This window comes from Serratia sp. KH_031 (assembly GCF_057839655.1).
The window spans coordinates 1,807,787-1,829,635 of the sequence record NZ_CM174496.1; the positions used below are offsets into that span (position 1 = coordinate 1,807,787).

A 21,849-nucleotide genomic window follows, 5' to 3' on the forward strand; every position below is an offset into this window, starting at 1 on the left:
TCATTTGCCGCCTAGCTGCAACTCGAAATCCATTGGATATACATGGAGCTGTCTGCAGTTGGAAATGAATTAGAGAATGTTAATAGTCGAATTATAGAGTAGGTTCAAAGCTCCAACTCAATATCCGCCACTGGCATACAGCAGCAGGGCAAGATCTCACCGGGATTGACGAATGCCAGCGGTTGTTGGCGGTAGCACACTTCACCTTTCAGCAGTTTCAAGCGGCAGGCACCGCAATAGCCGGAGCGGCATTGGTATTCCACTTGTACATCATGAAGTTCGAGCACGTCGAGCAGGCAGTTTTCACTGGTGAGGCAGGTAAGCTGCGTACCGGTGGTACGCAGCGTCACGGTGGGCTTGGTCACGCTTACAGCTCGAAGTCACTCAGATCGTCAGCGTGCATCTCTGAATCGATCTGGCCGACAAGATAAGAGCTGACTTCAACTTCTTGTGGAGCAACCTGTACGTTATCGGAAACTAACCAAGCATTGATCCATGGGATCGGGTTGGAGCGGGTTTCAAACGGCAAGCCCAAGCCGACAGCCTGCATACGGATGTTAGTGATGTATTCCACATATTGGCACAGGATGTCTTTGTTCAGGCCAATCATCGAGCCGTCACGGAACAGGTATTCTGCCCATTCTTTTTCCTGCTGCGCAGCCAGTACGAACAGGTCGTAGCATTCTTGTTGGCACTCGACGGCGATTTCAGCCATTTCCGGATCGTCAGCACCAGAGCGCATCAGGTTCAGCATATGCTGAGTGCCTGTCAGGTGTAATGCTTCATCGCGGGCAATCAGTTTGATGATTTTGGCGTTACCTTCCATCAATTCACGTTCAGCGAAGGCGAATGAGCAGGCGAAACTGACGTAGAAACGGATCGCTTCCAGTGCATTGACGCTCATCAGGCACAGATATAACTGTTTCTTCAGTGCATGCAAATTAACGGTCACTGTTTTGCCATTGACCTGATGTGTACCTTCACCCAGCAGATGATAGTAGCTGGTCATTTCGATTAAATCGTCGTAGTAGCCGGAAATGTCTTTCGCGCGCTTCTTGATCTCTTCATTGGTGACAATGTCATCAAACACAATCGCTGGATCGTTAACGATATTACGAATAATGTGAGTGTAAGAACGCGAGTGGATAGTTTCCGAGAATGACCAAGTCTCAATCCAGGTTTCTAACTCAGGGATTGAAATCAACGGCAGCAGAGCTACGTTCGGGCTGCGGCCTTGAATTGAATCCAGCAGTGTTTGGTATTTCAGGTTGCTGATGAAAATGTGCTTTTCATGATCCGGCAGCGCCTGATAATCGATACGATCGCGTGAAACGTCGACTTCTTCCGGGCGCCAGAAGAAGGACAGTTGTTTTTCGATCAGCTTTTCGAAGATTTCATGTTTTTGTTGATCAAAACGCGCCACGTTGACGGGTTGACCGAAAAACATGGGTTCAAGAAGTTGGTTGTTTTTGTTTTGGGAAAATGTGCTGTAAGCCATGAGCTTGTACCCTTTGATACGGCATATCAGCGAGCCGGAGATCTCCGGCTCGCAGCGTTAAAACGATTAAATCTTGCAGGCGCCGCCTTCGCAGTCGTCATCGCCACCCTGTGCAGGTTGCAAATCTTCCTGTATGTCTTCAGCACCATCGCGGGTGTTTTGGTAGTACAGTGTTTTGACGCCAAATTTGTAGGTGGTGAGCAAGTCTTTCAACAATTGCTTCATCGGCACCTTGCCGCCAGGGAAACGGGTTGGATCGTAATTGGTATTGGCAGAAATCGACTGATCGATAAACTTCTGCATCAGACCGACCAACTGTAAGTAACCATCGTTGTTTGGCAGTTCCCACAGCAGTTCGTAAGCATCTTTCAGGCGCTCATACTCTGGCACCACTTGGCGCAGAATGCCGTCTTTCGACGCCTTAATACTGATATGGCCGCGTGGCGGCTCGATACCGTTGGTGGCGTTGGAGATCTGAGAAGAAGTCTCTGACGGCATCAGCGCAGAGAGTGTTGAGTTGCGCAGACCGGTTTCTTTGATCTCGTTACGCAGTGTTTCCCAATCATAATGCAATGGTTCGCTGCAGACGGCATCCAAGTCTTTCTTATAGGTGTCGATCGGCAAGATGCCTTTTGCATAGGTGGTTTCGTTGAACCATGGGCAAGCGCCTTGCTCCTGAGCCAAACGGTTAGAGGCTTTCAGCAGGTAATACTGAATCGCTTCGAAGGTTCTGTGCGTCAGGTTGTTAGCGCTGCCGTCTGAATAGCGCACGCCATTTTTCGCCAAATAGTACGCGAAGTTGATGACGCCAATGCCCAAGGTACGGCGACCCATCGCGCCACGGTGTGCGGCTTTGATTGGGTAATCTTGGTAATCCAGCAGAGCATCAAGTGCGCGTACTGCCAGTGTTGCCAGCTCTTCCAGATCGTCCAGACTGTTGATAGCACCCAAGTTGAAGGCCGACAGCGTACAAAGCGCGATCTCGCCATTCTCGTCGTTTACATCATCCAGCGGTTTGGTTGGCAGAGCGATTTCCAAACACAGGTTGGATTGGCGAACCGGTGCAACTAGCGGATCGAATGGGCTGTGGGTGTTGCAGTGGTCAACGTTCTGAATGTAGATACGGCCGGTAGAAGCACGTTCTTGCATCATCAAGGAGAACAGCTCAACCGCTTTCACGCGTTGCTGACGAATGCTGCTGTCTTGCTCATATTGAGTATACAGACGCTCGAACTCGTCCTGATCGGCGAAGAACGCGTCGTATAGCCCAGGTACGTCAGACGGGCTGAACAGGGTGATGTCGCCGCCTTTGATCAAACGCTGGTACATCAGGCGGTTAATTTGCACGCCGTAGTCCATGTGACGAACGCGGTTGCCTTCAACGCCACGGTTGTTTTTCAGAACCAACAGACTTTCCACTTCCAGATGCCACATTGGGTAGAACAGCGTAGCTGCACCACCGCGCACACCGCCTTGTGAGCAGGATTTCACTGCGGTCTGGAAGTGTTTGTAGAACGGAATACAGCCGGTGTGGAAAGCTTCGCCGCCACGGATCGGGCTACCCAGTGCACGGATGCGGCCGGCGTTAATACCGATACCTGCACGTTGAGAAACGTATTTCACAATCGCGCTAGAAGTGGCGTTGATGGAGTCCAAGCTATCGCCACACTCGATCAGCACACAAGAGCTGAACTGACGGGTTGGGGTACGCACACCGGCCATGATTGGCGTCGGCAATGAAATCTTGAAGGTAGAAATCGCGTCGTAGAAACGTTTGATGTAATCCAGACGAGTTGCACGCGGATAGTTGGAGAACAGGCAAGCCGCCACCAAAATATACAAGAACTGGGCGCTTTCGTAGATCTCGCCGCTGACACGGTTCTGTACCAGATATTTTCCTTCCAACTGCTTAACCGCAGCGTAGGAGAAATTCATGTCCCGCCAGTGATCGATAAAGGAGTCCATCTGCTCGAACTCTTCAACACTGTAGTCTTCCAGCAGATGCTTATCGTATTTGCCCATTTCCACCATACGGGACACATGCGCGAACAGCTTTGGCGGTTCGAACTGGTCGTAGGCTTTTTTACGCAGGTGGAAAATCGCCAAGCGCGCAGCCAGATATTGATAATCAGGCGCATCGCGTGAGATCAAATCAGCAGCCGCTTTGATAATGGTTTCATGAATATCAGCAGTCTTGATGCCATCATAAAACTGGATATGGGAACGCAATTCTACTTGCGAAACCGAGACGTTGTTTAAGCCTTCTGCGGCCCAGTCGATGACTCGGTGGATTTTGTCGAGATCGATGCGTTCTTTACGACCATCGCGTTTAGTTACAAGTAGACCTTGGTTCATATGATTTTTACCTGTCCGTGTGGTTCCCCTAAGCAGAAGTGTAGTCGCTCCGCTCAGTATGTAAACACTATATATAGGGGGTGTCTGTGGATGGGGTAACAAGATAGTGGCAATGTAGGCCGTTTGCAAGTGAACAAAAGGCGACGAAATTGTGGATAACTTGGGGGTGAAATTTGGCAGTAGGTTGTGAACCAGCGTCGCGACTGGCGTGAAGAGATTGTCAATAAGCAGGATCAGAATTTCCTTAAATCCAGAAAAACATGACTGTTTGCCGCTTTATTAAACGTTAGAAAAAAACGTCATATTGATAGCCATCAAAGTACTAAAAATTTATAACCCGGGAACTCTCTGAGTTGGCACGATTTTTCACTCAATCACTACGAATGTGAGTTCACGCACTCCCTTTATTGGTAGTAGCCAGTACCATCGACGGCTGTTTTTATTCATCAAGGAATACGATATGAAAAAGCCGATTGCGCTATTGCTACTGGCGACGCTTTGTAGCGCGGGAGCTTATGCCGATACCAAAGTGCTGACACCAGAAAAAGGCGGAACGCCAAACAAGGTACTGAAACAAGGGCCAGAGTTAACGGTAGCGAGCTATAACATGGCTGCTGGGCGTGTCTCGGATTTGACGCAGGTCGCCAAAGCCATCAAGAGCTTGAATGCCGATTTGGTGGCGTTGAACGAAGTCGATATGAAAACCGAGCGCAGCGGCAAAACCGATCAGGTGAGCGAACTGGCTAAATTGACCGGGATGCACGGGGCATTTGGCAAGGCAATTGACTTTGAAGGTGGGCAATACGGTGTGGCGGTACTTTCACGTTACCCGATCGAAAAACAGCAGGTGTTCTTGTTGCCATCGGGTGATGGGGAACAACGGGTACTATTAGTCACTCAAGTGCGTAAACCGGGATTGGAAGAGCCAATCTTGTTTATGACCACCCATTTGGACTGGCAGGAAAACCCGTCAATCCGTCAGCAACAGATTCGCGAGATTGCTAATGTGACCATCGGCAATACCGATTCACAGTTTAGTGAAATTGCTTCGCGCATCAAGATTTTGGCGGGTGACTTTAACGACGTTAACGGCAGCGTGGTGCTGAATGAATTACAGCGCTATTGGAATCCGGTTGGCAAGGAAGGGATGGATATGCGTTCTTGGCCCGCGGCTAACCCGGCTTTGGATCTCGACCATATCTTTACTTTCAAAGGACAACGTTGGGCGGTGGAGTCGTTAGAGGTACCAAACCAGAAGGCCGAATGGCGTAGTGTAGATTGGCCTGCGACCAGCGATCACGTGCCGGTAGTGGCAAAACTGAAATTGATTGAGCAGTAAGAAAGTCACGGGGGATCATGTCATCCCCCGAGAAATCGACGTTAACCTTCGTGCTGAGTATGAACCATGTAGTTCACATCCACATTAGGGCCAAGTTTGAAATGGTCGAGGATCGGATTGTAATGCAGGCCGATCATATGTCTCTCGCGCAGTGGCGTGGTGTCTACCCAGCTAATCAGTTCAGAAGGGCGGATAAACTTTTTATGATCGTGCGTCCCTTGCGGAACCATCTTTAGGATATATTCTGCGCCAACGACGGCCATTAACCAAGCTTTGGTATTGCGGTTGATGGTTGAGAAGAAAACATGTCCGCCGGGTTTAACCAACTGAGCACAGGCGCGCACCACGGAGGCTGGATCTGGCACGTGCTCCAGCATTTCCATACAGGTCACGACGTCATATTGCTGCGAGTGAGCGTGCGCATGGCTTTCTACCGTTTCCTGCACGTAAGTCACGTTGATGCCGCTTTCCAGCGCATGTAAACGAGCCACTTGCAGGGGCTCTCCACCCATATCCAGCCCGGTGACCAGTGCCCCTTCACGCGCCATGCTTTCTGCCAGAATACCGCCGCCGCAACCGACGTCTAACACCGTCTTGCCAAAGACGCCGTCAGCGCGTTGCATGATGTAATTCAGGCGCAATGGGTTGATGCGGTGCAGAGGTTTGAATTCGCCTTCCAAATCCCACCAACGCGAGGCGACGGCTTCGAACTTGGCGATTTCCTGATGATCAACGTTTTGCCCGTGGTGGGATGATTCTGCATTCATGGCGGTCAGTAGCTCCTGGTTCTTTTGGCGCGGATTATACATGGAGTACGCTGGTTGATGCATTTTTTGGGCATAAGTTCTGTTAAAGATGTGCGGTAATTTTCCTGTAAAGCCAGCTTTGTGATATAGTTTTACACCTTTGGCGCGATGCCAGGGCAGATAAACCATTCAGTATGAGGGATAGCAGCTCCATGAGCGACCTTGCCAGAGAAATCACACCGGTAAACATCGAAGAAGAGTTGAAAAACTCGTATCTGGATTATGCGATGTCCGTCATTGTCGGACGTGCACTACCAGATGTTCGTGATGGACTGAAGCCGGTGCACCGCCGCGTACTGTACGCGATGAATGTACTGGGTAACGACTGGAATAAACCCTATAAAAAATCCGCCCGTGTCGTCGGGGACGTCATCGGTAAATATCACCCACACGGTGACAGTGCGGTTTACGACACCATCGTGCGTATGGCTCAGCCGTTCTCACTACGCTACATGCTGGTAGACGGTCAGGGTAACTTCGGCTCCGTTGATGGCGACTCCGCCGCAGCGATGCGTTACACCGAAGTGCGCATGTCTAAAATTGCTCACGAGTTGCTGGCGGATCTAGAAAAAGAAACCGTCGATTTCGTACCTAACTACGATGGCACCGAGCAGATCCCTGCGGTTATGCCAACTAAGATCCCGAACCTGTTAGTTAACGGTTCATCGGGGATCGCCGTCGGTATGGCAACCAACATCCCGCCACACAACCTGTCTGAAGTCATCAGCGGCTGTTTGGCTTATATCGAAGATGAAAACATCAGCATTGAAGGGCTGATGGAACACATCCCGGGGCCAGACTTCCCCACTGCGGCGATCATCAATGGTCGTCGTGGTATTGAAGAAGCTTACCGTACCGGTCGCGGCAAGGTTTACCTGCGCGCCCGTGCTGAAGTGGAAGCCGATGCCAAAACTGGCCGTGAGACGATCATCGTCCACGAGATCCCGTATCAGGTGAACAAAGCTCGCCTGATCGAAAAAATCGCCGAATTGGTGAAAGAGAAACGTGTTGAGGGCATCAGCGCGCTGCGTGACGAGTCTGATAAAGACGGTATGCGCATCGTGATTGAAGTCAAGCGTGACGCGGTGGGGGAAGTGGTACTGAATAATCTGTACTCACTAACCCAACTGCAAGTGACGTTCGGTATCAACATGGTGGCTCTGCATCAGGGGCAGCCAAAACTGCTGAACCTGAAAGACATTCTGAAAGCCTTTGTGCGTCACCGTCGTGAAGTGGTGACGCGCCGTACCATTTTCGAACTGCGTAAAGCGCGTGACCGTGCCCATATCTTGGAAGCACTGGCGATTGCATTGGCGAACATCGATCCGATTATCGAATTGATCCGTCGTGCGCCAACGCCAGCAGAAGCGAAAACGGCCTTGGTGGCTCGTCCGTGGGAGCTGGGTAACGTTGCGGCGATGCTGGAACGTGCCGGTGATAACGCCGCGCGTCCTGAGTGGTTGGAGCCAGAGTTTGGTATCCGTGACGGTCAATACTATCTGACCGAGCAACAAGCTCAGGCGATTCTGGATCTGCGTTTGCAGAAACTGACTGGCTTGGAGCACGAGAAGCTGCTGGACGAATATAAAGAATTGCTGACCGCGATTGCGGCGCTGATCTTTATTCTGGAAAACCCAGAGCGTCTGATGGAAGTGATCCGTGAGGAGCTGGAAGCGGTTCGCGATCAGTTTGGTGACGAGCGTCGTACCGAAATCACTGCCAACTCGTCAGATATCAATATCGAAGACCTGATCAACCAAGAAGACGTTGTCGTTACGTTGTCGCACCAAGGCTATGTGAAGTATCAGCCATTGAGTGATTACGAAGCTCAGCGTCGTGGTGGTAAAGGTAAGTCTGCCGCACGTATTAAAGAAGAAGACTTTATCGACCGTCTGTTGGTGGCTAACACCCATGACACGATCCTGTGCTTCTCTAGCCGTGGTCGTCTGTACTGGATGAAGGTTTACCAGTTGCCAGAAGCCAGCCGTGGTGCACGTGGTCGTCCGATCGTCAACTTGTTGCCACTGGAAGCTAATGAGCGTATTACCGCCATTCTGCCAGTGCGTGAGTACGAAGAAGGCCGTCACGTATTTATGGCTACCGCCAGCGGTACCGTGAAGAAAACTGCATTGACCGAGTTCAGCCGTCCGCGCAGCGCCGGTATCATCGCTGTTAACCTCAATGAGGGTGACGAGCTGATTGGTGTTGACCTGACCGATGGTTCGAATGAAATCATGTTGTTCTCTGCCAACGGTAAAGTAGTGCGCTTCTCTGAAGAAAAAGTGCGTTCCATGGGCCGCACCGCGACCGGTGTGCGCGGAATCAGGTTGCAGGATGAGGATCGCGTTGTTTCCCTGATTGTTCCTATGGGTGAAGGCGAAATCCTGACTGTGACGCAAAACGGTTACGGCAAACGTACCGCTGCGGCTGAATACCCGACTAAATCTCGTGGCACCCAAGGGGTTATCTCCATCAAGGTGAGCGAGCGTAATGGTCTGGTGGTTGGTGCGGTGCAGGTAGAAACGACCGATCAGATCATGATGATCACCGATGCTGGGACGCTGGTGCGTACTCGCGTATCGGAAGTCAGCGTGGTTGGGCGTAATACCCAAGGTGTTACGTTGATCCGTACTGCTGAAGATGAAAACGTCGTCGGTCTGCAACGTGTTGCCGAACCGGTCGAAGACGAAGAGCTGGACAGCATCGAAGCAGGCGAGGTTGCAGAAGAAGATTCTGCGCCGCTGGATGAAGATGATGACAGCGAGATCGCGGATGACGACAACGTTTAAGTTGTCATAACCGTGTACAAAAGGGTCTGGCTCAGCGCTAGGCCCTTTTTTCTTTATATGATTTAATAACTGCCAACCCGCCATGCTGATACGGTAGCCGATTGAAATACTTAGCCTCTTTTCGTACCACATTAAAAATTTCTCGCTACCTGTTCCGAGTGTTGGCGATTATGTTGTGGTCGTTAGGTGCCTTGCTCACCACGTTTTACATCTTGAATATCCTGCATGAGAAAGAGTCTGAGATTCGGCAGGAATATAACCTGAACTTCGATCAGGCGCAGGGCTATATCCGTCACTCGGCTGATATTGTCCGTGATATCAAATATATGGCTGAAAACCGTATGAACGGTTCGGTCAATAATTTGGATATGCTGAGTAGCGTATTTACTGGCAAAGTCAGCCAGCCTGATTTTGTTCCTTTGTACCCTGAATCAGACTGCTCCTTGAACACCTATCGCACCTCGCTCGATTCATTGAACAATGTGATTCAGTATTGGAAAGATAATTTCGCGGCGGCGTACGATCTCAACCGGGTATTTTTCATCGGCGGCGATAGCTTATGCATGGCTGAATTTGGTAAGAGCAGCGGTGTGGCCGATCGCGATAGCGTGCTGAAATCGTTGCACGAACGTATTTTGAAGTATCGTAATGCCAAGAATCAGGAAAAAGATAACAATCTGTATTGGATCAGCCCTAACCAACAACGCTCAGATGTCGGTTATTTGTATGTCCTGACACCAATTTATATCGGCAATAAACTGGAAGCGTTATTGGGTATTGAGCAAACCATCCGATTAGAAGATTTCATCACGCCGGGCAATTTGCCGATTGGTGTGACCCTGCTGGACGACAACAATGAACCGGTGTTGCGTTTGGCTGATAATGGTCGTTATAGCTCTGAACTGAATGCTTACCCCGCTGAACATGGTTACTTTGGTTACGTTAATAATTACCATAATTTAATTATGAAAAAGGCGTTGCCACCATCGACATTGAGCATCGTTTACTCGTTGCCAGTGAAAAGTGTGGTGGAACGTTATAAGGTGCTGATCCTCAACGCAGCCTTGTTGAATTTGTTGTCTGCCATTGTGCTATTTAGTCTGGCATGGTTGTTTGAGCGCAAAATGTTCCTGCCAGCTGAGGAAAATGCCTTCCGGCTGGAAGAACACGAACAGTTCAACCGTAAGATTGTTGCCTCGGCTCCGGTGGGAATTTGCATCCTGCGTATCAGCGATGGCACCAATATTCTGAGTAACGAGTTAGCGCATAACTACATCAATCTGCTCACTCATGAAGATCGCGATCGTATTACACGCATCATCTGCGAGCAGCAGGTGAACTTTGTTGATGTCATGACCAGCAATAACAATAATTTGCAAATCAGCTTCGTACATTCTCGTTATCGTAATGAGGATGTAGCGATTTGTGTGCTGGTGGATGTTAGCGCGCGCGTGAAGATGGAAGAATCGTTGCAGGAAATGGCCGATGCCGCAGAGCAGGCCAGCCAATCGAAATCGATGTTCCTCGCTACCGTCAGCCATGAACTGCGCACACCGTTGTACGGTATTATCGGCAACTTGGATCTACTGCAAACCAAAGATCTGCCGCAAGGCGTTGATCGTTTGGTGAATGCGATGAACAATTCATCCGGGCTGTTGCTGAAAATCATCAGCGACATTCTCGACTTCTCTAAGATTGAATCTGAGCAGTTGAAGATTGAGCCGCGTGAGTTCTCTTGCTTGGAGGTGATCACGCATATTTCTAGTAATTACCTGCCATTAGTGGTGAAGAAGCGCTTGGGGTTGTACTGCTTTATCGAGCAGAACGTGCCGGAACGACTCTTTGGCGATCCAGTTCGTTTGCAGCAAGTACTCTCTAACTTATTGAATAACGCTATCAAGTTTACCGATACCGGTTGCATTATCTTGCAGGTTTCCGCGCGGGATAATTATCTGGAGTTCAGCGTTCGTGATACCGGTGTGGGGATACCCACTAAGGAAATTCCGCGCCTGTTCGATCCTTTCTTCCAGGTCGGAACGGGAGTACAGCGTCACTTCCAAGGTACCGGTTTAGGATTGGCAATCTGTGAGAAGTTGATCAACCTGATGGATGGTGATATTGCGGTGGAGTCTGAGCCGGGCTTGGGCAGCATGTTCTCGATACGTATCCCGCTGTTCGAAGCACAATATCCGCTGCCGCAGGCCAGTGATACTTGGCAAGGCAAGACTCTGTGGTTGGAGATCCGCAACCAGCGGCTGGAAAACTATTTAATGGAGATTCTGACCGGTTATGGTGCCGCAGTGCTGCGTTACGATGAACAAGACGTTGCCGCCGGGGATATTCTGCTGAGTGATTATCCACTGATGGTCAACTCTCCTCTGTTGGTGCAGATTCAGTTCTCGCTCGAGCATATTGGACCGTCGCAAGAAACTCGACCGGGTTACTGGATGCATAGCACTGCCACGCCACGTGAAATTATTCCGCTGCTCAATCGTCTATTTAATGTTGGCGGAGAACAAGGGAAGAGCTTGGCACCGCTGCCATTGCCAGCCAAAACTCACTCGGTGGATAACGGTGACATTTTACTGTTAGTGGTGGACGATCACCCGATCAACCGGCGTTTGTTGTCCGATCAATTAACCTCGTTAGGGTATCGAGTCGTGACGGCCAATGATGGTGTGGATGCGCTTGGTGTCTTGAATCAGAACGCAGCTGATATTGTGCTGACTGATGTTAACATGCCGAATATGGATGGTTATCGTCTGACGCAGCATCTGCGTCAAATGAGCTTTACTGCTCCGGTGATCGGCGTGACGGCGAATGCGCTGGCAGAAGAGAAGCAGCGTTGTATTGAGGCTGGAATGGATAACTGTCTGTCAAAGCCAGTGACGCTCGATACGCTGGAACAGACGTTGGCGCGTTACAGTCAACAGGTACGGTTGGCGCGTAGTGCGAGTGCCGAGAGCTAAAAAAGAAGGGCACTATTGAGTAGCGCCCTTACTGATGTATAAGTGTTTAGTTAGTCTTTATCTAGATGCGTCATGCTGACTGAAGAAAGGTAGTTGAGCAGGGCGATGTCGTTATCTACACCCAGTTTCATCATCGCCGATTTCTTTTGGCTACTGATGGTTTTGATACTGCGGTTCAGCTTCTTAGCGATTTCGGTTACCAAGAAACCTTCGGCGAACAGACGCAGAACTTCGCTCTCTTTTGGTGACAGACGTTTGTCACCGTAACCACTGGCGCTGATTTTCTCCAGTAATTTGGCGACGCTTTCTGGCGTGAATTTTTTACCTTTTTGCAATGCGGCCAGTGCCTTTGGCAGGTCGGTCGGCGCACCTTGTTTCAGCACGATGCCTTCGATATCCAGATCCAACACTGCGCTTAGGATGGCAGGGTTGTTGTTCATGGTCAGCACGATGATCGACAACTGTGGATAATGACGTTTGATGTATTTGATCAGCGTGATGCCATCACCATATTTGTCACCAGGCATCGACAAATCGGTGATCAGTACATTGGCGTCCAGCTTGGAGAGACTGTTGATCAATGCGGTGGAGTCTTCAAATTCCCCGACGACATTCACCCAATCAATCTGCTCAAGCGATTTTCGGATGCCAAACAGAACGATAGGATGGTCATCAGCAATAATTACATTCAGGTTATTCATGTTGTTGGCTACCTTGCTGCAACAGTCTACTGACGAAGAAATCAATCTGACTGATGTTATTCTCAATCTTTAGCGCATCACCGTCCGCGATGTGCCGTTCTAACGATTCACACAATTGCTTGCCGGGAAGCAGATTCAACATAGCAAACACGCCTTTCAGACGGTGTGCGGTTTGTGACAGCGATTCAAGATCACTATTGCCTGCCTCAGTATACAGTTTTTTGACATCATCTGGTACTGTGTCGATAAATAAGCCATAGTAATCGCTTGATTTCAATTGTTTTTCATAGAGTTGGAAGTCATCCGCGGTCAGTGAATGCGGGCCTTCCTCCTGATCTAATGCGGCCAACTGCTGTTCAATCAGTAGCAAAATGGCGTCGATCATGGCACCACTCAGATTATAGTTTACTCGAATATAACGTTTTTCCAGCTGTTGCCAACCCGATTCATCACTGGTTAACAGTAACGTATAGTCGTCTGCACGCTGTGGATTGTCGGTAAGCAATACATCGTAATCACGATTGATCGCTCTATCTTCAGCAATAATGCAACTGGCACCATAAGCTTGCAGTAAGTGGGTGACGATGCCGCGAACCTCTTCGGAAGTGATGTCTAACAGCGTCGTGACGCCATCGAGCAGTTTATCCTCCTGCACTTCCTCTTCTGGCTGGTGCTCCATCTCCATGGGCACGCGGATGGTATAGCGAGTGCCGATATCGACTTTGCTACGAATATCCAACTGGCCGTTAAGTTTTTTACATAGCTGATTACACAGGAAGAAAGTGAGACCGGAACCATGGTTGAACCGATCGACCAGCGTCTGGCTCAGGAACGGATAATTCAGATTGCTGATCTCCTCATTAGAAATACCTGAACCGGTGTCATTAATCTGGAATATTAGTTGTTCTGGGTGCTCGGCTTCATGTTCCACGACCAAGGTTATCTTGCCGTAAGAGGTGGTAATGATGGCGTAGTGGATCAGCAAAGAGATAACTTTGCGCAATGCGTTGGCATCACCCATGTAATTCTGCGCCACATCCAGATGGTAATGATTGAATAACGTCAGTCCTTTCTGATTGATCATCGGCAAGGCTTCTTGGATCAACTCATCAATCAGCGTCGACGGATTAAAAGGTTGGCGCGAAGGTTGCCAATCATGAGTTTCCAGCCGAGTGAGCAGGGTAATATTGTCTATCAGCCCGAGTACGGAGGACGATTCGACGGCCAATTGGCTCAGCAAACTTTGTTGTTGTTCGGGATCGGTTTGAGTACGCAATTTATCGGCCAGATCGTGCAGTTGGCGGATCGGTTGATTCAGCTCAATACCGAGGTTATGCAACATCAGTTTCCGTGCCTGTACGTTCTTATCATACTCACGTCGCGCCTGTTGCAGACGTTTGTTGACCATCACTTCTTTATCCTGATCGCTCAATAGGAACAGATAAGTTTCTGGGGAGAGTTGGCTGCGGAAAATACGGATTTCATACACTTCGTTATTGACTGTCGCCTGAATAACCCCGTGATGTTGTTCCGCCATATGGGCAATCTTTTGCAAACTGATGTGGGGCAATAGGTGTTCGGCAATCTTGTTGCTGATAATCACTTCACTGTTAGCAAAGTTATACACCAGCAAACCAGAAGGTAGACTGGCAACGATCTCTTGATTCAATGCGCGTGCACTACCTAATTCAACGGCCATGCTTTCGCTTGGGCGAATGTAGCGGTGGCGAATGAAGTAAAGACCGGTCATCGCCAAAATCAGTAACAAGAAATTGACCGCCAACAACCAGAGATTGTTGCGCAGTAAATCAATGGCTAAGTTGATGACTGACAGGCGATAAACCACCTTTAATGGTGCATTAGGGAGTGAGGCACTAAACGTCAGCCAACTCCCTTTTAACGTACTAACGGCGCTGTCAGTTGTTTCTGCTGGCAAGGTGTCGTCATCTAGTCCTGTGTCATCATCGGCCTGCAATTGGAAACTGGAACGTGCCATGTTGAATGGGATGATGTCGTTAATGGGCAGATCAAAAGCAATTACCGTAGCTAGATGTCCTGGCTGATTGAACGTAGTGAGGATCGAAAACGAATAAGCGTTCTGGAAACGTTGTTTGCGTAAATCGGAGAAGCTTTCCCGCTCATCAAGCATATTGGCTTGTTGCAACATTTCTGCACGTCGGTCTTCGGCAGACGTGGTCAGATAGCTTTCTTTGAAACGTGAGGTCAGTTCTTTCAACGGTTGGGTGGTGACCAGACTCAGGCTGTTATCCTGACCGTTGAGGTAATACATCGCGTAATTTTCGTTTTCCGCACCCCAGCGATTATCCAGATAATCGGAGATATTGACGATCATTCCCAGCGTGTTGTTGTCATGGGCACCAAAAATCAGAGCATCGGTTTTCTTATGAGGTTTCTCAACGTAATACAGGTCTGGACGTAAACGGGTTTCTTGCCAGTTGGGATCGGTCATTAATGCTGGCGTATTACCGAAACGATCGTAGATCTGATAGGTAATGTAGCGATAATTATCGATACGTTTTTGCAGCGCGTTGGCAATGGTGTTTAACGCATGCTTTTTTTCTGTCAGATAGGCATTGGTATAGTTGTAGCCATACAGACCGATGGCGCTGACCAGTAACACAATAAATAATAAGAAGAAGCGAGTGATATTGCTGGAGCTAATCGTCAGTGGTTTATTTGACATAGTTAACTATAGATTCCTGAATCAGCGTGTTACAGCTCTAGCGCTGGCGGTGACGACTAACAACAGCACTGCGACGCAGGCAAAGGCCACAGTTAGGCTGGAGAATTGAGCAATAAAGCCGAGCAATGCTGGGCCAGCCAGAATTCCGGCATAACCGACGGTGGTCACGGCAGCAATCGCCAGATTAGCGGGCATATCGCGTTGATTGCCTGCGGCACTGAATAGGATCGGCACCACGTTGGAGGCGCCCAAACCGACCAACATAAAGCCGACCAATGAAACGATAGCGTGATTAAACACAATCGCCAGTGCCAATCCAAGTGCTGCGCATAGGCTCCCCAAGAGTAAAACCTGATAGCGCCCCATCGCGTTGACGATTCTATCGCCGTTGAGTCTACCTAGTGTCATCGTAATAGAGAATAGTGCGTAACCTAATCCGGCTTGACTATGATCAACGTCGCGTAAAGTGGTCAGGAACAACGCACTCCAGTCGAGCATTGAACCTTCAGCCAGAAACATAATAAAGCACAGGATACCGATAAACATTACCCAACCGCGCGGTAAGACGAACATCGGGCCACCTTCATCGGCCCCACTTTCACGGAGTAAATTCTTGCTGGCTAACGCCATCAACAACAAAATAACCAAGACGGTAATGAAGATGGTTTGTAAGGGGGCAAGTCCGAGCCATAACAGAACGCTGACCCCGCCAGCGCCAGCAATACCGCCAATGCTAAAGAAACCGTGAAATCCAGACATCATGGCTCGCCCGCTAGCGCGCTCGACAATCACTGCCTGAATATTCATGGCAACATCTATCATGCCAATAGCGGCGCCGAATAACAGTAATGCTAATGCCATGCCCCCCGTGCTTTCCATTAAGGCTAACAGCGGGAGATCAATGCAGAGTAACAGTCCCGCCAGCAAAATCACCTGACGACAGCCGAATTTACCGGTTAAAAATCCAGTGAGCGGCATAGCGAGCATGGAGCCAGCACCAATGCATAACAGCAAGAGCCCCAATGCGCCGTCGTCAAGGCCGATACGCGTTTTGGCAAAAGGAACCAGAGGTGCCCAAGCCGCCATCGCCAAACCGGCGACAAAAAAGGCTATTCGAGTGGCAATTTGTTGTGGAATACCGGGTTGTTGCTGTTCATTGCACAAAGTGGATGTCATGTGGGTATTAGGGTCGGTTGTGGGATGGCTGCCCGTTAAAGATGATGCACTGTTTTTATCATAATCAGCGAACCTGGTCGAAAGGATTCGCGAGGTTATTGGCTTGGTGGGTGATGATTAAATTTCTACTCTCTATCGATATAGCGGCGTAATTTTTCATTGCTATTATTCTGACTGATTTTTAGGCATATTTCATGCCAGTGTTTCTTATTTTGACAAGAAAAATCTTATTAAAAATAAATTTGCTTAAGATGTAGCCGATAATAGCGATAAAGATTAGCAATTAGTGCTTAAATTAATTTGGCTAATAATTTATGTAAGTTATTAATTTTTGACGAAAAGTGCGTATTGTGCGTAATTATTGAGTGATTTTTGGAAATAAAAAACCGGCCATTGGCCGGTCAAAGTAGTAAAAAATTATCTTACAGATAATGAAGGTAATAATGAAAATAATGATGATAGCGGGGCTATTATAGCGTCAATGGTGAAAATTATTTTTTGCACAAAGTGCTTATTATCAGAGAGTTTTGTATGGCTAGCTATTTTTTCTTAAAGAAATGTATAACCACATGATTTTGTATCTATAAATGTATTAATTGGCTTTATGTGCCTTATTTTATGTATCGGTAATGTTTTGTGAAAGTTCGCTCACATTTACATTTTGAAACCTTTCATAATTACAATGAAACACTATCGGATACTTGGTATCATTTTCTTTCTGGATTAATATGTCTCTTGTTACCAGAATGGTAATGCACAGTCGCGCTAATAATGCTCTGAAGAGCAGTGGCCATAGCTCGACATAATTAACGAGGATAATAACGATGAAACTTCGAGTACTCTCTCTGATGATCCCTGCTTTACTGGTTGCTGGTACTGCAGGCGCAGCGGAAATCTACAACAAAGACGGTAATAAACTGGATTTGTACGGTAAGATCGACGGTCTTCACTATTTCTCTGATAACAACGGTTCTGATGGTGATCAGTCTTATATGCGTTTTGGCCTGAAAGGCGAAACTCAAATTAGCGATCAACTGACCGGTTATGGCCAGTGGGAATATCAGGTTCAACTGAATGACACCGAAGCAGACAACAATGCATTTACGCGTGTTGGCTTCGCGGGTCTGAAATTCGCTGACTACGGTTCACTGGACTATGGTCGTAACTACGGCGTGCTGTACGACATCGGCGCATGGACCGACGTTCTGCCTGAGTTCGGTGGTGACACCTACGGTGCGGATAACTTCATGTTCCAACGTGCTAACGGTCTGTTGACTTACCGTAACAGCAACTTCTTTGGTCTGGTTGATGGCCTGAACTTTGCCCTGCAATACCAAGGCAAAAACGACAGCGCAACCGAATCTAACAACGGCCGTGAAGTATTGGCACAGAACGGCGACGGCTACGGTATGTCCGTTAGCTACGATCTGGGCTATGGCATCAGCGCCGCTGGTGCGTACTTCTCTTCTGACCGTACCAACGATCAAAACGGTATGGGTCCAAACTATACCAACGTTCTGGGGCGTGGCGACAAGGCTGAAGCTTACAGCGGTGGTCTGAAATATGACGCGAACAACGTCTACTTGGCTACTATGTTCACTCAGTCTTACAATGCTACCCGCTTCGGTAACAGCAGCGGCAGCAACTCTGTATACGGCTACGCTAACAAAGCACAGAACTTCGAAGTGGTTGCACAGTACCAGTTCGACTTCGGCCTGCGTCCTTCAATCGCTTACCTGCAATCTAAAGGTAAGGACATCGAAAACGGTTGGGGCGACCAAGACTTGCTGAAATATGTTGATGTTGGCGCGACTTACTACTTCAACAAAAACATGTCTACCTATGTTGATTACAAAATCAACCTGTTGGACGACAACGACTTCACCAAAGCGTCTGGTATTAACACCGACGACATCGTTGCTGTGGGTCTGGTTTACCAGTTCTAAGCAACAAAGTGCGAGTCATACAGCGCGACCTTCGGGTCGCGTTTTTTTTGCCTGTCATTTGAGCATTTATCGCCAATTTTGCGGCACAGATTGCTAGCTTCGTTGTTAGCTCCCCACCTAAGCTGAATTCAGCTAATCAGGAGGGGCAGGTATGGATTTGAAAATCGAACGAATCGTAGAAACTGTGCTGTATGTCGAAGACATTGAACGTGCTGACGCGTTTTATCAGCAGGTGATGAAATTATCGGTGATGGTCGCGAACGAAGGATTTCGCGCTTACAACGTCGGGGAGCAAAGCGTTTTGTTGCTGTTCTTGCAAGGTGGCTCGCTAAACGGCGCGAACTATCCCGAAGGTTACATCCCTTCGCACGACGGCCGTGGCCCACAGCATATTGGTTTAGCTGTTGCTAAAACGCTGTTACCCGACTGGGAGAAGCATTTGGCAGAACATGGTGTGAAAATCGAAAGTCGTATGTTATGGGGCCGAGGTGGTGAAAGCCTCTATTTTCGCGATCCTGACGGTCATCTACTCGAATTAATCACACCAGGGATTTGGGATAACTACTGAGTTTGTAGTAAAACCTTATGTCATCTAGAATTAGGGAACAACAAACGTACTCAACGAGGGATTGGCTATGATGAAGAAAGGGTTTTTGGCTGTCAGTACGGCAGCGTTGTTTTCCATTGTTGCAGGTTGTACCGCTTATGACAGAGCCGCGAGTTATGTCGATGAACCTGTTGTCAGCTCGGTAAAAGTCGGGATGACAAAGCAACAGGTGCGAGCTATTGCCGGACAACCATCAACCAGTGCGACTTTAGTTTATGCTAAAGGTACCTGTGATACTTATGCGGTAAAACCACGTGATGGCAAAGTGCAGACCTATTTCGTGAGTTATAGCGAAACAGGGCAGGTGATGAACAAGGGATATCAAACTTGTTCAGAGTATGATTCTGCGCCTAAATAATCATCATTTTAGTGACAATAAAAGCACCGTTTTAGCGGTGCTTTTCAGTTTTTGAGCGCTATTGGTTTGAAGTTTAAGCAAATGCACTTTTTACTGCATTTTTTTGCATGAAAACGGTAGACATTTCATAACGGTATCGCTAATATCTGCGCCCATTGGAAGGATGGCCGAGTGGTTTAAGGCAACGGTCTTGAAAACCGTCGAGTGTAACAGCTCCCAGAGTTCGAATCTCTGTCCTTCCGCCAAATTTAGCCGGCTTAGCTCAGTAGGTAGAGCAACTGACTTGTAATCAGTAGGTCACCAGTTCGATTCCGGTAGCCGGCACCAAATAAGAAACCCCAGCAGAGATGTTGGGGTTTTTTTATATCTAGCATATACCGAGTTAGTAGGTCTGTGGGCCGACAGAAGGCGCACAGGCACCATCGGAGGTCGAACACATCTCTTCGTCAGGGCCAGGGTCTTGTGACGGGCTCTGATTCCCCCCACCTCCACCTGAACAGCCAGAGAGTATTAGAATCAACAACGCTGGAATAGTGAGTTTCATTGCCACTCCTTTGTTAAGGTTTACCCTATTGTTATAGCAGTAGATTGCTTTCCTGGGATGGCAATTAATCATAATATTGATTTTCAGACATAAAAAAACCAACCGCAATGGGTTGGTTTTTTTAGAGAATTTTGGTCGGCACGGTGAGATTTGAACTCACGACCCTCGCCACCCCATGACGATGCGCTACCAAGCTGCGCTACGTGCCGATACAATGAAAAATAGTCTACTGATTCCCGATGTTAATGCAAGATCGCAGGGCACTGATTGCTTTTGTTTTAAGCAGTTAGTTGGCGATAAAGCGTTTTACCTCGGTTAGCACCTGTAATAACAACGCAAGTTGCGGTTTCTCGTCTTTGACCTCTTCATTGTTCTTATCATAGGCACGATAAGAACCATTAGCGTCCAGAATAATGGTCTGGGATGGAGTGGTGATCACCAATTGATTGTTGTCACCGGTCGCGATCCAGTTGTTTTTACGCTGTGCTGCGAAGAGATCTTCACCCTGAGAATAATCATTTGCCGCAGTTTTAACGTGCAGTAAACGCTGCATCAGAGTGCGCATCACATCGGTATGGCCAGTGAGCTTACCGATGGTTTGAGCTGGTGTACCCGGCCAATGGATCACTAGCGGGACCTGCAATTGTTGTTGGCTAAAGCGGTTACTCTTACTCGCATTATCAAATTCAACGCCGTGTTCTGCGGTGATAACCACCACAGTTTTATCTAACTCGCCTTTTTCTTTCAATGTGGCAAGTACTTGCGCAATCTGGTTATCCACTTCTTGTGCGCCAACGCGATAACGCTGAGTAAAGTCGTCCGAGCTTAGCTGATCATCGTCAAGCTGCGGTTCGGCACCGCGGTAATTGATGTAGGAGAACCACGGTGCACTGCTGCTCTGCTCGACTAGCCAACGCTGCCATTGCTGCGTTGTTCTAGCATCGCTTTGCAGGGTTGGCGCTGGCAGTGAGAAATCGGACAACAGCGCCTGACGATACAATGCTGAATCAAAACCATCGGCAGAGAACAAACCAAATTGGTAACCCTGAGCACTCAACGCGTTGATTAACGCCGAAGGTTTACGTGCGGCCAGAATGCCATCCAGATAGGCCGGTGAAATACCGTAGAACAGGCCAAACAAGCCGGTGTCGCTACGGTAGCCTGAACTGTAATGATCGCTAAAGCGGACATTCTCTTGCGCGAAGCGGGTGAGGTTAGGCATATCTTGAGCAGAATCTTGTGTGCTTATACCATCCACCACGATCATCAGCAGGTTGTAACCACTGCCTTTATCACTGAAGTTGAGATCGCTCAGCGGATACTCAACCGCGGCAGCCTCTGGGTTGCCTTGTTGAATTAGGCGACGTTCATATTCTTGCTGATCGAGCAGGCCATGTTTTTCGAGGAACTTACGCGCGGTCATTGGATACGACAGGGGTAAGTTGGCGCGCTGCATGGTGATTGGGCGATAGAAATTAGCATCGGCCCAGATGTAAATCAGGTGCGATGCAAAGAATGAAAGAATAAATAGCGCGGCCAGTGGCTTACCAAAACTACGGCGATTCAGGCTGCGTAGTTTCTGCCAGCTCCAAGTAGCAAATAGCATTTCTACTAGGAAAATGATCGGCACGGCGATAAACATGAACTGCCAATCGCGTGCTTGCTCGACCTGATCGGGGTTGGTGATCAGTTGCCACACCACCGGATTGAGGTGCAAGTGGAAACGGGTGAAAACCGCGCTATCAAGCAGCAGTAACGTCAACCCTGTGGTGGCCAAGATGGCGGAAATAAATCGTAGCAGCCGCTGTGACATCACCACAAAGGTGAGCGGGAAGATAATCAGTAAATAAGCGGCAAAGACGATAAAGCTGAAATGCCCTAACAGGCTGACGATGGCATACACCCGCCCCAACAACGAGGCAGGCCAATCGGCGACAAACAAATAACGGCTACCCAGCCCGAGGCTGAGCAAGATATTGAACAAGGCGAACCAGTGCCCCCAGCTAATCATCTGGGAGACTTTTTCACGATAACGCTGACGGTTTGTCACCATAAAT

The 21,849-nt window shown here is 48.6% G+C and carries 15 protein-coding genes and 3 tRNA genes; 8 read left to right on the forward strand and 10 right to left on the reverse strand.

What is annotated here, in order from left to right; all coding sequences use genetic code 11:
* Positions 1–104 precede the first annotated feature (104 nt).
* The 3 genes from yfaE to nrdA all read right to left on the reverse strand — a co-directional run bounded on the left by yfaE (position 105) and on the right by nrdA (position 3,853).
* Entirely contained in the window at positions 105–365 is a 261-nt protein-coding gene (gene yfaE / locus AC3ISQ_RS08040) for a class I ribonucleotide reductase maintenance protein YfaE (protein WP_489352133.1), read from the reverse strand.
* A gap of 2 nt (positions 366–367) precedes the next feature.
* Positions 368–1,498: a class Ia ribonucleoside-diphosphate reductase subunit beta gene (gene nrdB / locus AC3ISQ_RS08045; RefSeq protein ID WP_489352134.1), complete on the reverse strand. Its 1,131-nt coding sequence runs from the start codon at positions 1,496–1,498 to the stop codon at positions 368–370.
* A 66-nt stretch (positions 1,499–1,564) separates the two neighbouring features.
* Positions 1,565–3,853 carry a class 1a ribonucleoside-diphosphate reductase subunit alpha gene (gene nrdA / locus AC3ISQ_RS08050; protein WP_489352136.1) on the reverse strand — a complete coding sequence of 763 codons (2,289 nt, stop codon included), beginning with the start codon at positions 3,851–3,853 and terminating at the stop codon, positions 1,565–1,567.
* A 460-nt stretch (positions 3,854–4,313) separates the two neighbouring features.
* Here nrdA and AC3ISQ_RS08055 point away from each other — a divergent pair, with 460 nt between their 5' ends.
* Positions 4,314–5,192, forward strand: a complete 879-nt coding sequence (locus AC3ISQ_RS08055) for an endonuclease/exonuclease/phosphatase family protein (protein ID WP_489352137.1) — start codon at positions 4,314–4,316, stop codon at positions 5,190–5,192.
* A gap of 41 nt (positions 5,193–5,233) precedes the next feature.
* On the opposite strand, the gene ubiG is transcribed toward AC3ISQ_RS08055, so the two are convergent.
* Positions 5,234–5,959, reverse strand: a complete 726-nt coding sequence (gene ubiG, locus AC3ISQ_RS08060; RefSeq protein WP_489352139.1) for a bifunctional 2-polyprenyl-6-hydroxyphenol methylase/3-demethylubiquinol 3-O-methyltransferase UbiG — start codon at positions 5,957–5,959, stop codon at positions 5,234–5,236.
* A gap of 191 nt (positions 5,960–6,150) precedes the next feature.
* On the opposite strand from ubiG, the gene gyrA reads away from it, so the two are divergent.
* On the forward strand, positions 6,151–8,787 hold the full coding sequence (gene gyrA / locus AC3ISQ_RS08065; protein ID WP_489352141.1) for a DNA topoisomerase (ATP-hydrolyzing) subunit A: 2,637 nt from the start codon (positions 6,151–6,153) through the stop codon (positions 8,785–8,787).
* A gap of 101 nt (positions 8,788–8,888) precedes the next feature.
* Positions 8,889–11,756: a two-component system sensor histidine kinase RcsC gene (gene rcsC, locus AC3ISQ_RS08070; RefSeq protein ID WP_489352143.1), complete on the forward strand. Its 2,868-nt coding sequence runs from the start codon at positions 8,889–8,891 to the stop codon at positions 11,754–11,756.
* 50 nt (positions 11,757–11,806) lie between these two features.
* Here rcsC and rcsB read toward each other — a convergent pair whose 3' ends face one another.
* The 3 genes from rcsB to AC3ISQ_RS08085 are packed head-to-tail and all read right to left on the reverse strand — an operon-like array spanning position 11,807 to position 16,337.
* The gene (gene rcsB, locus AC3ISQ_RS08075) at positions 11,807–12,457 is read right to left on the reverse strand and encodes a response regulator transcription factor RcsB (RefSeq protein WP_489352145.1); all 651 of its coding nucleotides are present in this window, start codon (positions 12,455–12,457) and stop codon (positions 11,807–11,809) included.
* The gene (rcsD, locus tag AC3ISQ_RS08080) at positions 12,450–15,161 is read right to left on the reverse strand and encodes a phosphotransferase RcsD (protein ID WP_489352147.1); all 2,712 of its coding nucleotides are present in this window, start codon (positions 15,159–15,161) and stop codon (positions 12,450–12,452) included. Before rcsD ends, rcsB begins: the two co-directional genes overlap by 8 nt.
* A gap of 21 nt (positions 15,162–15,182) precedes the next feature.
* On the reverse strand, positions 15,183–16,337 hold the full coding sequence (locus tag AC3ISQ_RS08085) for an MFS transporter (protein WP_489352149.1): 1,155 nt from the start codon (positions 16,335–16,337) through the stop codon (positions 15,183–15,185).
* An 824-nt stretch (positions 16,338–17,161) separates the two neighbouring features.
* Between AC3ISQ_RS08085 and AC3ISQ_RS08090 the strand changes: the two genes are divergently transcribed.
* From AC3ISQ_RS08090 to AC3ISQ_RS08110, 5 genes are all read left to right on the forward strand, one after another.
* Positions 17,162–18,283 carry a porin OmpC gene (locus tag AC3ISQ_RS08090; protein WP_489352151.1) on the forward strand — a complete coding sequence of 374 codons (1,122 nt, stop codon included), beginning with the start codon at positions 17,162–17,164 and terminating at the stop codon, positions 18,281–18,283.
* Positions 18,284–18,434: 151 nt separating this feature from the next.
* Complete coding sequence (locus tag AC3ISQ_RS08095) at positions 18,435–18,851, forward strand: VOC family protein (RefSeq protein ID WP_489352153.1); 417 nt, start codon at positions 18,435–18,437, stop codon at positions 18,849–18,851.
* Positions 18,852–18,918: 67 nt separating this feature from the next.
* Positions 18,919–19,248, forward strand: coding sequence for an osmotically-inducible lipoprotein OsmE (gene osmE / locus AC3ISQ_RS08100; protein ID WP_489352155.1), 330 nt, complete (start codon positions 18,919–18,921; stop codon positions 19,246–19,248).
* 157 nt (positions 19,249–19,405) lie between these two features.
* Positions 19,406–19,493, forward strand: a tRNA-Ser gene (locus tag AC3ISQ_RS08105).
* A gap of 6 nt (positions 19,494–19,499) precedes the next feature.
* A tRNA-Thr gene (locus AC3ISQ_RS08110) sits at positions 19,500–19,575 on the forward strand.
* A 55-nt stretch (positions 19,576–19,630) separates the two neighbouring features.
* Here AC3ISQ_RS08110 and AC3ISQ_RS08115 read toward each other — a convergent pair.
* The 3 genes from AC3ISQ_RS08115 to yejM all read right to left on the reverse strand — a co-directional run bounded on the left by AC3ISQ_RS08115 (position 19,631) and on the right by yejM (position 21,845).
* Positions 19,631–19,792, reverse strand: coding sequence for a hypothetical protein (locus AC3ISQ_RS08115; protein WP_489352157.1), 162 nt, complete (start codon positions 19,790–19,792; stop codon positions 19,631–19,633).
* A 132-nt stretch (positions 19,793–19,924) separates the two neighbouring features.
* A tRNA-Pro gene (locus AC3ISQ_RS08120) sits at positions 19,925–20,001 on the reverse strand.
* A gap of 77 nt (positions 20,002–20,078) precedes the next feature.
* Positions 20,079–21,845, reverse strand: coding sequence for an LPS biosynthesis-modulating metalloenzyme YejM (gene yejM / locus AC3ISQ_RS08125; protein WP_489352159.1), 1,767 nt, complete (start codon positions 21,843–21,845; stop codon positions 20,079–20,081).
* Positions 21,846–21,849: the final 4 nt, after the last annotated feature.